Genomic DNA, 14371 nt, shown 5'->3' with positions numbered 1-14371 from the left:
ACTCATTCATGAATAAACCGACCATTGTCGTAGTCGATTACGGCGTGGGCAACCTGAATTCAGTTGCCAACATGATTCGCCGCTCCGGCGCCGAACCGGTTTTTGCGCGAACAGTTGACGAGGTGCTGGGCGCCGAGCGCGTCGTCTTGCCCGGTGTCGGCGCGTTCGATGCCTGCCGTCGCGCCCTCGACCGGGCGGAAGGTCTGGAAACCGCGCTGCGCGAGGTGGTAGCGCGCGGCACCCCGCTCCTCGGTATCTGCGTCGGCATGCAAATGCTCGGAACGTCGAGCGAAGAGGGTGTCCTGCCCGGACTGAACCTGATCCCGGGACGCGTCCGCCGTTTCGATCCGGCGCGCATGGCCGACGCGCAATCGCTGCGCATTCCCCATATGGGATGGCGTTCGGTGAGCCCGCGCGGAACCGCGACTTTATTGCAGGGCGAGCTGAACGAACTGAACAGGTTTTATTTCGTTCACTCATTTTATTTCGACTGCGATGAATCCGGCGACGTGGCGGGCATAGCCCATTACGGTCACGACTTCGCCGCCGCCATCGAGCGTGGCAGGGTGTACGGCGCCCAGTTCCATCCCGAGAAAAGCCATAAGTTCGGGCTGGCCTTATTCCGTAATTTCGCTGCCCTTGCGTTGGAGTAAGCATGACTGAGAATCAAGCATTCAATCCATTCCGTGTTATCCCCTGCTTGCAGGTCGACCGCGGACGCGTCGTCAAGACAACCGGCTTTCGCGATCCCAGCTACGTTGGTGACCTCATCAATAGTCTGCGTATTTTCAACGAGAAGGAAGTCGACGAGATTGCGGTCGTGGACATCTCGGCAACCCGCAATGGCAGCGGACCGGATTTCGACCTGATCAACGAGATGGCGAGCGAGTGTTTCATGCCGCTCGCCTACGGTGGCGGAATTACCAGCGTGGACGAGATCGAGCGCATCATCCAGCTCGGCGTCGAAAAAGTCATCCTGAACTCGGCGGCGCTCGAGAATGTGGATTTGATCCGCGCGGCCGCGAATGCCGTAGGCAGTCAGAGTATCGTCGTCAGCGTCGATGTAAAACGCGGCTGGCTCGGTGGCTACCACGTCTACACCCGCTCCGGCACCAAGCGTGTCTCCAAGGACCTGTTTGCAATGGTTCAGGCCGTCACTGACGCCGGCGCAGGTGAACTCCTGCTCAATTGTATCGCCAAGGACGGCACGTTTTCCGGTTATGACCACGCCCTGATCCAGGCGGTCTCCTCGCGCACCCCCCTGCCGGTCATTGCCAGCGGCGGCGCCGCCGATTCGGCCGACCTGGTGCGCGCTGTGAAGGAATCCGGCGCCTCCGCAGTGGCGGCCGGCGCACTGTTCATCTACCGCGGGCCGCACCGTGCCGTACTGTTGAGTTACCCAAGCGCTCAGCAAATGCACGCGCATATCAATAACAACGTAAAGAACGACTAAAAATGACTGTTCGAAGTTATCAAATCTGTACCCGTTGCGTAATGGATACGACTGATGTCGAGATCACGTTTAATGCCGAGGGTGTCTGTAACCACTGCATCGACTTCGATACCCTGCAAAAGCCGGTAATTCTGACAGGCGAAAAGGGAAGGAAGGCGTTTGGCGCCTACGTCGATGTCATGAAAGCGGAAGGGAAAGGCAAACCTTACGACTGTATCATCGGCATCTCCGGGGGCGTCGACAGCAGTTATGTGGCGCACCGCGTTATCGAGCTGGGTTTGCGTCCACTTGCGGTACACGTCGACACGGGATGGAACTCGGAGCTTGCGGTCAGCAACATCGAACGCCTGGTTGAAAAACTCAATATCGACCTGTTTACGACGGTGATCGACTGGGACGAAATGCGCGATTTGCAGCTGGCGTTTTTAAAATCCGCCGTGTCGAACTGCGACGTTCCCCAGGATCATGCATTCGTTGCAGTGCTGTTCAAGCTTGCCGAAAAAAAGGGCATTCGCTGGGTTATCAGCGGTCATAACCTGCAGACCGAATCGATCCTGCCCGAAAGCTGGGGCTACACCAGTATCGATTCGAAGCACCTGCGCGCCATCCACGCGAGGTTCGGCACGCGGCCATTGCGCTCCTTCCCGACCTACTCGCTGTTCCAGTACACATTCTGGTGGCCGTATATCCGCAAGATCAAAGTGCTGAAGATGCTCAATTTCGAGGACTACCGCAAGGAAGAGGTAAAGCAGTTCCTGATGGACGAATATGGCTGGCGCGACTATGGCGGCAAGCACCATGAATCGCATTTCACCAAGTTTTTCCAGTCCTATTATTTGCCGACGAAATTTGGCTTCGATAAGCGGCGTGCGCATTGCGCAAGCATGGTGGTCTCGGGCGAGATGACGCGGGAAGCGGCCCTCGAAGAGCTGAAGACACCGCCCTTCAAGCCGGAAGATGCGTTACAGGACAAGAAGTTTGTTGCAAAAAAACTGGGCGTTCCAGAGGCTGAGTTCGACGAAATTCTTGCCCGTCCACCCAAGACTTATCTTGACTATCCTTCGAATGCCAAGCGCATCGAAGGGTTGCTCAAAACTAAGTCACGTTTGATGGACTTGCTGAAGCCAAAGAAGGAAGTGTCGAAATGAAGAAAATTCTGACGATCGTCGGTGCGCGACCGCAATTCGTCAAGGCAGCGATGCTGAGCAAGGCGTTCGCCGCCTCGGGCCAGTTCGCTGAAGTGATTGTGCATACCGGTCAGCACTACGACCCATCGATGTCCGATGTGTTTTTCACGGAGCTCGGTATTCCGGCGCCGGCACACGCGCTCGGCATTTCGGGCGGTAACCATGGCGACATGACCGGTCGCATGCTGTGCGCGCTCGAACCGGTGATGATCGCTGAACAGCCCGACATGGTCCTCGTTTACGGCGATACCAATTCCACGGTCGCCGGCGCACTGGCCGCGTCGAAACTGCATATCCCGATTGCCCACGTTGAGGCGGGGCTGCGTTCGTACAACCGACGCATGCCTGAAGAAATCAACCGCGTGCTGACCGATCATCTGGCGCATCTCTTGCTGTGCCCGACCGCCAGTTCGGTTGACAACCTGGCGGCGGAGGGCATGCGCAAAGGCGTTCACCTCGTCGGCGACATCATGTATGACGCCGCGCTGCACTTCAGCGAAATGGCCGGCGCCACATCGGAAGCGCTTGTCAGGCACGGTCTCACCGCCGGATCGTTTGTGCTCGCGACGGTGCATCGCCAGGAAAACACGGACGACCCGCGCAAGTTGCGCCGTATTGTCGAGGCCCTGGCTGCGCTGGCATCGGAAATTCCGGTGGTCCTGCCCTTGCACCCGCGTACCCGTTCGCGCCTGGCCGCGCTCGGCCTCGGTGCAGTGGAATCGTCGCCGCATCTGCATATCGTCGAGCCCCTCGGTTACCTCGACATGCTGGCACTCGAGCGCGCTGCGGCATTGATCGTCACCGACTCTGGCGGCGTGCAGAAAGAAGCGTATTTCTTCGGTGTCCCCTGCGTCACCCTGCGTGACCAGACCGAGTGGACCGAACTGGTCGATTTGGGCTGGAATGTGCTCGTCGATGTGCTCGAAGACGACATCCTCCTGTGCGCACGCAATGCCATTGGCCGCCATGGCGATACCGAGGCATTGCCGTACGGGCGCGGCGACACCGCCCAGCAGATCGTGCAAACGATCGTGGCATCGACCGCTGCATGATGTCTCCGGCAGAGCTCAGGTATTTTCTGGAGGCAGATCGTATTTCCCTGAATGTCAAAGGAAAGCGTCCCCGCCTGATCGGGGACGATATCTGGAAATACCAGCGGGCGCTCCGGTTCCACGAATACTGGACAGCGAAGCCACGGCGGATCTTGGCAATGCTGCCGAAGTTCTTCTGGCGGTATCGTTATTACAGGCTCGGTTTGCTGCTCAACTTCGAGATTCCGCCATTCGTCGTCGGGCCAGGTCTGAGCCTGGCGCATCGCGGGCCGGTCATCATCAATCCCCACGCCCGAATCGGCAAGAACTGCCGCATCCATTCGTGCGTGAATATCGGCACGGCGGCAGGGACGCAGGACCAGGCGCCACAGATCGGCGATAACTGCTACCTCGGACCTGGCGCCAAGCTGTTCGGTGCGATAAGTATTGCGCACGGGACGGCGGTCGCCGCCCAAGCGGTCGTCAACAGCTCTTGCGACGAAGAAAATGTCACGCTTGGCGGAATTCCTGCACGCGTCCTTTCCAGAAAAAGCGCGCACGAGTACCTGATCGACGGCGCGGGCATGGCGAAATCAAAAGCAGCCGATAAAAAAGACAAATAGGTTTTTGAATGTCCGAGCAAAGAGGGATGCAGTTTTTCGGGGTTCCCGCTTCGATCTTTTTTGTCATGTTCGTGCCAGGCCATATGTTCGGTTGGGCCGTGGAGTGGATATGGCTGGCTTTCCAGGTGCTGAGCGCGATCATTTTGCTGTTCGTTGTCAGGCGGACAGCCTGCGCCACGGCGGGAATCAAGCCTCAGGTCTGGACCGGATTCTTTCTCATCGTGACCGCCTGCGGGGCAGCAAGCGCGTTGCACGCGGCCGTTGTACTGAACATCAAGACCAGCTCGGGCGACGTTCCTGACCTGTTGCGGTTCCTGATCTTTATCCCCCTGGCGCTGTTTATCGGGACAGCGTCGACATCGTCTTTTGCGGTGCAGCTTGAGCGCGTATTGAAATTCGTTATTCTCTTCAATCTGATAACGGCCGCCTTGCTTCTGTTGAACGTCCCGGTGTTTGCCAAACTGTTGATGGTCATCTACGGTGAAGCAAAGATCCAGTTTGACTTCGGCCATATTCGGATCGGAATTCCCTTTACCAACCCGAATTTTGCTGCATTGGTCTTTATCCTGGCCTTGGGTTATTTTTCCTTTTTCAGGAAGTCTCTCCTCTTTGCGGCCCTCACCATCGTCTCGCTGTTTCTCACCGGCTCGCGTTCAGGACTCCTCGCGGCGGCTCCTATCCTGATGGCGCTGTACGTGTTGAATGTGGTGCGGGCGGCGCGCAGGCCACGACTACTGGTTCTCATGCTGGTCCTGCATGGAGTGGCCATCGTATGGATAGCGCAGGCACTCGAGGCGATGGGCGGTTTCGGCCGTATCGTCGAGCTGATCAAGGCGGTACAGGCCGGCAACCTGGCGCAGGTGGACACCGCATCGATCCGTTTTGACCTGGTGAGGGACGCACTGAGGTTCATTGAGCGGTCGCCTTTGCTTGGAATTGGTCCGGGACGCAGTTATGGCCTCGATGTGACCGACGCCCAGCTGATTGCCTGGCCAGTGATGTATGGAATTCCTCTCGCCTTGCTTATCGGAAGCTTTTTCTTGTGGATATTTACTAACTCGCTGAAACTGGCGCCGTCGGGCGAGCTGGTACTGGGCATCCTGGCAACGGCGGCAGCCTTCTTCCTGATGCTGGCGACGGGCGACTTCATGAAGAATTACCGTCTTTTCTACATTTCAGTGCTGATTGCTCACGGTATTTACCTGGTAGTAGCGTCGCGCCAACACGAACACGCGCCGGCGGTCCGCGCAAATTCGGGGATGTGATGCACAACCCGACCAATAAAGAAAGAAAACGTCAATGTGCGGTTTTGTAGGATTCCTGACAAACAACGGAACGGGGACTGGCGACCTGGAATCGTATGCGGAAAGAATGGCCCTGGCAATCGCGCACCGTGGTCCGGACGGTGCTGGCACCTGGTCCGATGCCACGGCCGGCATTGTGCTCGGACATCGCCGCCTAGCAATTGTCGATCTGTCGCCGGCAGGCCACCAGCCGATGACATCCGAAGACGGTCACTACGTCCTGGTTTTCAATGGCGAAATTTACAATCACATGCAGTTGCGCAGTGAGCTGGAAACCGCGGACGCGGCGCCGGCCTGGCGCGGGCACTCGGACACCGAAACCTTGCTGGCCGGCTTTGCAGCCTGGGGCGTGGACGAGACGCTCGCACGCTGTGTGGGGATGTTCGCATTTGCACTCTGGAATAAATCCAGCCACAGCTTGACCCTGGGGCGCGACCGCCTTGGCGAAAAGCCGCTGTATTACGGTTGGCAGGGGCAGGGCAAGGACGCGGTCTTCCTGTTTGGCTCGGAGCTGAAGGCCTTGCGTGCCCATCCGGCATTCGAAAACAGGATCGACCGCGGCGCGCTCGCGCTGCAGCTGCGTCACAACCACATCCCGGCGCCATATTCCATCTATGAAGACATCGCCAAATTGCCCCCGGCCAGCCTGCTGACTATATCGCTGGCCCAGCCCACGCCGCAGGTGTCGAGCTACTGGTCGGCAGCCGAAGTAGCCCAGGTCGGTGCGCGCACCCCCTTCGAGGGAAGCGCCGAGCAGGCGGTCGACGCGCTCGAAGTCCTGCTGAAGGACGCAATCGGCCAGCAGATGATGGCCGACGTACCGCTCGGCGCCTTCCTGTCGGGCGGGGTCGATTCGTCGACGGTCGTGGCCCTGATGCAGGCACAGTCAGCGCGCCCAGTGAAGACCTTCTCGATCGGCTTTCACGAAGACGGTTACGACGAGGCCGAGCACGCCAAAAGGGTAGCCGCCCACCTCGGCACTGACCATACCGAGCTGTATGTCACGGCCGAGCAGGCAATGGCGGTCATCCCACGCCTGCCGCAACTGTATGACGAGCCGTTTGCCGATTCCTCGCAGATCCCGACTTTCCTGGTATCGCAGCTGGCGCGCCAAAAGGTGACGGTATCGCTGTCCGGCGATGCCGGCGATGAGCTCTTCTGCGGCTATAATCGCTACAAGGTAGCTGCCGGCACATGGAACAAATTGGCTGCAGTTCCGGTTCCTGTACGCAAGCTTGCGGCGCGCGCCTTCGTCGGTTTGTCGCCCGCCACCTGGAATCGCCTAGCCGGTGGCGCTCGCCGCTTGACGGGCGGTTCGCCGCGCTACGTCAACTTTGGCGACAAGGTGCACAAAGGGGCCGCTGTGTTGGCGAGCCGATCGCTCGACGCGCTGTACCTGAACCTGGTTTCGCACTGGCTCGACCCCGCTGCGGTGGTCATCGGCGCGCAGGTGCCGCCGACCCTATTGGACGGCAATGCTCCATCCTTGGACGGTCTGGGCGGCGCGCAGCGCATGATGGCGATGGACACGCTGACCTATCTGCCCGACGATATCCTCTGCAAGGTCGACCGTGCGGCCATGGGCGTGTCCCTGGAAACGCGGGTTCCTTTCCTCGATCATCGGGTTGTTGAATTCGCGTGGCACCTGCCCCAGTCGCTGAAACTACGCGATGGCAAGAGCAAATGGGTACTGCGCGAGGTACTTTACCGCCATGTCCCCAAAGCCTTGATCGAACGACCGAAAATGGGGTTTGGTGTGCCGATCGGCGAGTGGCTGCGTGGCCCGCTGCTGTCCTGGGCCGAAGCCCTGCTGGACGAATCGCGCCTGCGGGAGGAAGGATTCTTCCATCCGGCGCCGATCCGGCAGAAATGGACAGAGCATGTGTCCGGCCAGCGTAACTGGGAACACCATTTGTGGAACGTGCTGATGTTCCAGTCGTGGTACGAGCAAAACCGCTGATTTGCAACGGTATTCGCCTCAAGAATTAGCGTCGAGCACGCTGTTGCGTTATCCTGTTGTCCGAAGAAAACAAACCGCGTCCACGTGACGCGGGTTTTTATGCCATGCGTGCGTCTTGATGTCCACGTGGGGTGCAACTCGGACAGCAAACAAATAATGAAGCGCAAGATTGTCATCTCGATCAACACTACCTGGAATATCTATAATTTCCGCGCAGGTTTGATTCACGCCCTGATCGAAGCGGGATACGAAGTCATCGCGCTTGCACCTTCCGACGATTATTCACAGCGGCTGCAAGGGCTCGGCTGCCGCGTGATCCATCTGCCAATGGATAACAATGGCACCCACCCGGGCCGCGATCTTGCTTTGCTGGCACGTTATTACTCGGTGCTGCGCGGGCTGCGCCCGCATGCCTTCCTCGGCTACACCGTTAAACCCAATGTGTACGGTTCGCTGGCGGCGCATGCGCTCGGTATTCCGGTAATTAACAATATTGCAGGACTAGGTGCGACGTTCATTCGCGATAGCCTGCTGACGAAAATCGTCAAGGGTCTGTATAAAACTGCCCTGAAACGCTCGCACAAGGTGTTTTTCCAGAACGCCGACGACCTGGCCTTATTCATTGGTGCAGGCCTCGTGTCTGGACGAAAGACCGACCTTGTGCCGGGGTCGGGATTGAACCTAGATCACTTCGATCCGCGAACGGCTGCCCCTTCGCCTCTGGCGCCGTTCCGCTTCCTCCTGGTCGCGCGTATGCTGCGGGACAAGGGAGTGGAAGAGTTCGCAGAGGCCGCGCGCCTCGTTCGCAGGGATAATGCTGCAGTGGAGTTCCACCTGCTTGGAGCGACAGGCGCGGGTAACCCGAATGGAATTCCCGCCGATAAGCTGGCGGCGTGGGAAAGCGAAGGCCTAGTAACTTATCTCGGCAGGACTGACGATGTCCGTCCCTATTTGTCGGGCGCCGATTGCGTCGTGTTGCCGTCCTACCGCGAGGGTGTGCCTCGCTCGCTGCTCGAGGCCGCCGCGATGGCGCGGCCGATCATTGCGACTGATGTGGTTGGTTGCCGGGATGCCGTCGACGACGGGACGACCGGCTTGCTCTGCAAGGTGAAATGCGCGCAATCGCTTGCTGAGAAGATGCGCGCGATGATCGCGCTGCCCGCGGAAGGTCGTACAGCGATGGGGTGGGCCGGGCGGCGCAAGGTCGAGCAACAGTACGACGAACAGTTTGTTATCCAAAAATATCTGCAAGCCATTGACGCTATCTCCAAACCTGCGTCGGCCCAGCCTGAATTGGCGGATTATGTGGCCAAGCGAATTAATTCCTGAACCTGCAGTCTTGTCAACTCGTCAGAAATATTCTTCAACCGGCGCCAGTTACCTGCCGGCGCCCGCATTTCATCAACCGGTGGTAAGCCCACCGGATTTCCATAGTCATCACAACAGGTTCTCCTAATTGCTACTCGAATTCTGCCGTCCTCTTAAATACCCTCTCTACGGAATCCTTGCATTCAGCGCCGCGAATGCTGTCGGTTCAACCGCGAACAATCAGGGCCAGCTAGGGTATGTCAACATGCCGAGCGCTTTCCTTGCGGCGGACGGTACATTTTCCCTCGGCTACAGCTACGACCGTCCCTACGGCAACCTGTGGGTTACTGCTACGCCTTTGCCTTTTTTGCAGGTTACAGGCCGCTATGTTTCGGTCTCCGGCATCCCGGGCTTCACGCGGGTGCAGGGCGAATACGGCAGCGAGTATGGGCGGTACAAGGACAAGGTTGTCGATGGAAAGTTGCGTTTGGTGCAGGAGTCGGCATGGTTTCCAGCCATTGCGGTGGGTGCCACGGACGTCATGGGCACGGCGCTTTTCAAAGGCCAGTATGTCGTTGCATCCAAAACCTTTGGCAGCGCCCGCAATATCGAGGCGAGCCTCGGATATGGCAATAACAGGCCGGACGGCGCTTTTGGCGGTGTTCGCTGGGCTCCGCTGGCAACGCCAGGCTGGGCCGTCGTCGCTGAATATGACGCCAACGATTACCCAAAAGACTTCCGGTCGGCAGAATCGGTGGCTGGGAGTCGCCGCAAGGGACCTGTGGTGGGCATCGAATACCACTGGGGCTGGCTGTCCGCACAGGTTGCCCGCCATCGGGACCACTTCAGCGCCAATGCCTATGTCAGCATTCCATTTTCTGAACGAGAGTTCCTGCCCAAATTGCTCGAGCCGGCGCCATTCCAGCCAAAAAATCCGCCACAGCGCGTCAGCGCAGCCATCTGGGAGCAGGACAAGCGGCAAGAAGCGGCCCTGGTTCAGGCCCTGGCCAAGCAAAACTTCCGCCACATTCGCGTTCAATTGGACGGGGATACGCTCAAGCTGAGCCTGACAAACACCCGCATCACGAACATGGGCCGCGCCGTAGGACGCGCGACCCGGACAGCGCTGGCGTTCGCACCTCAGGGCACGCGCGCGATCCATGTGACGTACACGAGGATCGAACAGCCGGTTGCAACCTATGAGTTTTTCGACTTGCCAAGGATGAGCGATTATTTCACCGGGCTCGTCAACCGTGAGGCATTCCTGCAGACTGTGCTGGTGCGCTATTCGACTCCGGCGGACAGCATATCGGCGGATCAGCAGGGCTTGCTTGCAGCCACGCGTGAAGAGGATTCCGCTCTCGGCATTCGCGTGAGTGAAGGCGGCGAAATGGTCCAGCTCAAGTCGGAAGACCGCGAGGCGAACCGTTTCCGGGTCGCGCCACGCGCCTCCTTCTTCGTCAACGATCCAAGCGGTGCGCTGCGTTACGAACTGGCGGCAGTATCGAATTACGATAAGCGGCTCGGCGAAGGACTGTATTTCAACAGTAGCTTGAAATTCAACCTTCTTGAAAATGTATCGGGTGTGACCCAGCCGTCCAACAGCCTGCTGCCGCACGTTCGTACCGACGTGGCGGAATACAAGCGCGGCAGTCGTTTCAAGATCAACCGCGCACTGCTGAATAAATACATGACGCTCGACGAGCGCCTGTACGCGCGCGTTTCGGGAGGTTTGTACGAAGAGATGTACCGCGGCGTCGGTGGCCAGGTGTTGTATTTGCCGAAGGATCAGCGTTGGGCAGCGGACCTGAGTGTCGATGCACTCGAACAGCGCGGTTTCAAAGGCTTGTTCGACAAGCGTGATTACAGTACCGTTACTGCCTTGGGAGCCCTGCATTATCGGCTGCCCTACGACATTACAGTCACGGCACGGGCAGGTCGTTTCCTCGCCAAGGATGATGGCGTGCGCCTCGAGTTCAAGCGCCGCTTCCGTTCAGGTGTCGAGATTGGCGCCTGGTATACCAAAACCAACGGCAACGACATCACCAGCCCTGGTTCGCCGAGCGATCCCTATAACGATAAAGGAATCTTCCTTTCAGTTCCGCTGAACATCATGCTGCTGTCGGATACCCAGGCTAGTGCAGGTCTTGGTATTTCGCCATGGACACGCGACGTCGGCCAGATGGTGGCGAGCCCTGGCGACCTCTACGAAATCATGGAAGACGCGCGGCGGGACCTCACAACCCTCGACGGTTTGGGGAATTTTGCCGAGCGTCCGGACGAGGCAAATCATCCGGCTGTCAATCCGCCTGCGCGCGCCATGCCAAGCCCGTGGCCGGCTTTTCGCTGGCGCGTCGAACAATCGGTGTCCACTGCTCCAAGCTTGCCGCAGTGGGCGAAAGGCTCCTTGCTGGCCGGTGGCGCGATCCTTGCCGGTGCTGCGCTCGACAAGCCGGTCGACCGCTTTGTCACCAGGCACCAGGGGGAGCGCGTCCTGGATAGCTGGGGCAATGTCGGCCAGGCAATGCCAGTTGCGCTGGCCGGCGCCGCCGGTGCCGCGGTAGCCTTCGGCGATTCACGTATGCAAAATATAGGAATCATTTCCGTGCAGTCGATTGGCGCTTCGGCCGGATTGTCGATGTTGACGAAGCGGGTCGTGCGTCGAGAGCGACCAGGTCAGGAGGAGGGAGTCTGCGGCTGTAAGCCGAAGCGCTCGGATTACTCGTTCCCATCGAACCATGCAGCGGTTGCGTTCGCTGCTGTCACGCCATTTGCCCAAGAATACGACGCGCCATGGCTGTATGGACTGGCAGCGGTCAGTTCGATGGGGCGGGTTGCCGATCGAAAGCATTGGGTGTCGGACGTGGTAGCCGGTAGCGTGCTGGGGTATGCAATCGGCAGCTGGCTGTGGCAAGCGCAGCGCGACGACTCACGATCGCAGTTTGCGGTGGCGCCGACTGCGAAGTCCGTCAGCGTCAGTTGGAGTACGACCTACTGATCAGGATTGGTAGGGTATGGGCACAAAAAAACTGGCCGCGTAAGCGGCCAGTTTTTTTTCACCAAAATCTCCGGGCATGACGCCCGTAGAGATTATTTACCGTGGTGAGTGGTTGCGTGCGTGGTGGTCGACTCGTCGTCGTTGCCAGCAACGATGGCGACGGTTGCGGCAACCGCGACACCGACAGCAACCAGCGCGCCGGTCGACAGACCGGTGCGGGCCGACAGGCCAGCCAGTGGGCCAGTTGCGACAGGAGCAGCAGCAGCAGGAGCGGTTTGAGCGTTGTTCTGTGCAGCTGGGGTCTCTGCGGTTTGGGCGAATGCTTGGGCCGAAACCAGGCTCAGGGCGGCGCTCAGGGCGAGAATCTTTTTCATGAAGTTTCCTTATGTACGATTAACAGATATCTGTTGGGTGCAGTGATTGCCACATGATTATATCAATGAACGTTGCTTTGACTCAAAAAAAGCATGAAGTGTTGTTTTGATCCTTCATATGCAGGGAGCCTGGAAATCAAAGTTTGTTTAAAAAATGCATGCAGGTGTCTCTATTCAAAGGCTCCGGAAGCAGCCAAAAACAGACAGATTGGGGACGAAAAATCGTGAAAGCAGTCGGAAGAGCCCGCTACTCTAGTATAATCTTGCAGTACCTCAACTTAGCGCATCGCGCTTGTTGAGCGGACGCAAAGAAACAGTTGACGTCTGCATGGCTGCAGGAGGGTGATACAGCTTTAGGCGCGCTGCGCCGCTTCGCCAGGACTTGCTTGCACCGGCATGATCAGATTGTGAATCGTTCAGTGCATAAAAATAAGGATGTACCCAAGAATGCTTCTTGAAAAAGTGTTGGAAATTGGCTTGCTCACCGCTGGTACTAGCTTCGCATTTAATGCTGCAATCGTTGGTTCGCAACGCTGGCACGGAAAGCTGACCCACGACCACGACCTGGGCGGCGTACAGAAAGTACACACTACCGCGGTGCCGCGCATCGGCGGCATTGGCGTCATGGCCGGCCTGTTGAGCGTTATCGGCACTTTTGCGATGGCTTTTCCAGGCTATATGGATGCGGCGGAGCTTAACCTGATTCTGCTGCTTCTCTGCGCCAGTATTCCGGCGTTTATTGCCGGCGTCATCGAGGACTTTACCAAGAAGGTGTCGGTACGTGTGCGCCTTGCCGCGACAGTGGCGAGTTCGCTGCTGGCCAGCCTGTTGCTGGGCGCCACGGTCGACGAAATGAATATCTGGGGCCTCGACAGCCTGCTGGTGTATGCGCCGATCGCCATTGTGGTGACCGCCATCGTCGTTGCCGGCGCCGCCAATGCAGTGAATATCATCGACGGCTTCAATGGCCTGTCGAGCAGCACCATCATCCTGATGTCCGCGGGCCTGGGCCTGATCGCCTGGCAGCACAACGATACCTTCGTCATGACCCTGGCCGCCTTGAGTGCGGGCGCGGCGCTTGGGTTTTTCCTGTTGAACTATCCGGCAGGTAAGCTGTTCCTGGGTGATGGCGGCGCTTATTTCCTCGGCTTCTGGGTCGCCGAAATGGCCGTGCTGCTGCTGACCCGCCATGCCGAAATCAATGCGTGGCAAGTGCTGGGCGTGTGCGCTTATCCGATCATCGAAGTCATGTTCAGCATTTATCGCCGCCGCTTCATCCAGAACACCAGCCCTGGCGCGCCGGATGCCCTGCACCTGCATACGCTGGTGTTCCGCCGCGTGGTGTACAAGCATGTGCGCCGTGATCCATCGCGTTCGTGGAAGCGCAACGCCGGCGTGGTCTGGTTCATCAGCCCTGTGGTTGCGTTGTGCATCGCCGGCAGTGTATTCCTGGGCGACACGGTATCGAGCGCGATCGTACTGGTGGCGATTCAACTGGCCTTGTATGTGGCGGCGTATGGCCGCGTGGTGCGCGGGCGCTGGAGCGTCCGCATCCGCCGTCCGGCGGTCGTGACGATCGACGACGTCGACGAGGTTCGTACCGTCAGCTGATCAAAGCAACCGGCAAAAAACAAAAGAAGCCGCGTCGACGAAGTCGACGCGGCTTTTTTGTATTTATCCGGTATTGCGTTAGCTGTGGCGGTTGCCGGTCCACCAGCGCTGGAACCAGATCGCCCAGTGCAGCAGCAAGCCGCTACCGAACAGGTAATCGGCGACCATTCCCGCCTGAAACGCAGCGGCTAGCAGGCCAGCAATGAGCATCAGGGTCCGCAGCAGGGGAATCGTGCGGTCTATCCGTTCAGCGCAGTGCGCAACCGCGGCAATGGCCGGAGTCGGGTTCTGGAGCGGACGTTTTGGCATTCTCAGTTTCATACTCACCTTTCAGTTTGCCAAATAACGACTTCTGATGGGATAAGTCTAGCACGCTTGTCGGCATACTCGTTACATTTGCTGACAATTTGCGATTTAATAACTTCCGACCATTCATTCTGTCCGACTAAGCCTACATCAATCTGCAATGAAAATTGTGATTCGCACTTGAGTTAGCACAATACTGGTCCTTTTTCCCATCCT

The 14371-nt window shown here is 58.4% G+C and carries 12 protein-coding genes; 10 read left to right on the top strand and 2 right to left on the bottom strand.

All coding sequences use genetic code 11. From position 1 onward, the window contains the following. Positions 1 to 8 precede the first annotated feature (8 nt). From hisH to AC56KZ_RS07070, 9 genes are all read left to right on the top strand, one after another. The gene (gene hisH / locus AC56KZ_RS07110; RefSeq protein WP_497161456.1) at positions 9 to 653 is read left to right on the top strand and encodes an imidazole glycerol phosphate synthase subunit HisH; all 645 of its coding nucleotides are present in this window, start codon (positions 9 to 11) and stop codon (positions 651 to 653) included. Positions 654 to 655: 2 nt separating this feature from the next. After that, positions 656 to 1453: an AglZ/HisF2 family acetamidino modification protein gene (locus AC56KZ_RS07105; RefSeq protein ID WP_497161455.1), complete on the top strand. Its 798-nt coding sequence runs from the start codon at positions 656 to 658 to the stop codon at positions 1451 to 1453. Between the two features lie 2 nt (positions 1454 to 1455). Next, complete coding sequence (locus AC56KZ_RS07100; RefSeq protein ID WP_497161454.1) at positions 1456 to 2601, top strand: N-acetyl sugar amidotransferase; 1146 nt, start codon at positions 1456 to 1458, stop codon at positions 2599 to 2601. Then, positions 2598 to 3692 carry a non-hydrolyzing UDP-N-acetylglucosamine 2-epimerase gene (gene wecB / locus AC56KZ_RS07095; protein WP_497161453.1) on the top strand — a complete coding sequence of 365 codons (1095 nt, stop codon included), beginning with the start codon at positions 2598 to 2600 and terminating at the stop codon, positions 3690 to 3692. Before AC56KZ_RS07100 ends, wecB begins: the two co-directional genes overlap by 4 nt. Beyond that, complete coding sequence (locus AC56KZ_RS07090; protein ID WP_497161452.1) at positions 3689 to 4294, top strand: serine O-acetyltransferase; 606 nt, start codon at positions 3689 to 3691, stop codon at positions 4292 to 4294. Before wecB ends, AC56KZ_RS07090 begins: the two co-directional genes overlap by 4 nt. Positions 4295 to 4302: 8 nt before the next feature. Further along, positions 4303 to 5559, top strand: a complete 1257-nt coding sequence (locus AC56KZ_RS07085; RefSeq protein WP_497161451.1) for an O-antigen ligase family protein — start codon at positions 4303 to 4305, stop codon at positions 5557 to 5559. 34 nt (positions 5560 to 5593) lie between these two features. Then, the gene (gene asnB / locus AC56KZ_RS07080; RefSeq protein WP_497161450.1) at positions 5594 to 7558 is read left to right on the top strand and encodes an asparagine synthase (glutamine-hydrolyzing); all 1965 of its coding nucleotides are present in this window, start codon (positions 5594 to 5596) and stop codon (positions 7556 to 7558) included. Between the two features lie 156 nt (positions 7559 to 7714). After that, positions 7715 to 8887: a glycosyltransferase family 4 protein gene (locus AC56KZ_RS07075; RefSeq protein WP_497161449.1), complete on the top strand. Its 1173-nt coding sequence runs from the start codon at positions 7715 to 7717 to the stop codon at positions 8885 to 8887. Between the two features lie 127 nt (positions 8888 to 9014). Next, a complete protein-coding gene (locus tag AC56KZ_RS07070) occupies positions 9015 to 11864 on the top strand; it encodes a YjbH domain-containing protein (RefSeq protein WP_497161448.1) in 2850 nt (949 codons plus the stop codon). 92 nt (positions 11865 to 11956) lie between these two features. Here AC56KZ_RS07070 and AC56KZ_RS07065 read toward each other — a convergent pair whose 3' ends face one another. Next, complete coding sequence (locus AC56KZ_RS07065) at positions 11957 to 12238, bottom strand: hypothetical protein (RefSeq protein ID WP_497161447.1); 282 nt, start codon at positions 12236 to 12238, stop codon at positions 11957 to 11959. 477 nt (positions 12239 to 12715) lie between these two features. On the opposite strand from AC56KZ_RS07065, the gene AC56KZ_RS07060 reads away from it, so the two are divergent. After that, positions 12716 to 13849: an MraY family glycosyltransferase gene (locus AC56KZ_RS07060; RefSeq protein WP_497161446.1), complete on the top strand. Its 1134-nt coding sequence runs from the start codon at positions 12716 to 12718 to the stop codon at positions 13847 to 13849. Positions 13850 to 13927: 78 nt separating this feature from the next. Here the strand turns inward: AC56KZ_RS07060 and AC56KZ_RS07055 are convergent, their stop codons facing one another. Next, positions 13928 to 14158: a hypothetical protein gene (locus tag AC56KZ_RS07055; RefSeq protein ID WP_497161445.1), complete on the bottom strand. Its 231-nt coding sequence runs from the start codon at positions 14156 to 14158 to the stop codon at positions 13928 to 13930. Positions 14159 to 14371: the final 213 nt, after the last annotated feature.

Source organism: Telluria sp. LT2P34 (genome assembly GCF_059685915.1).
This window is presented reverse-complemented; position numbering and strand designations above follow the sequence as displayed.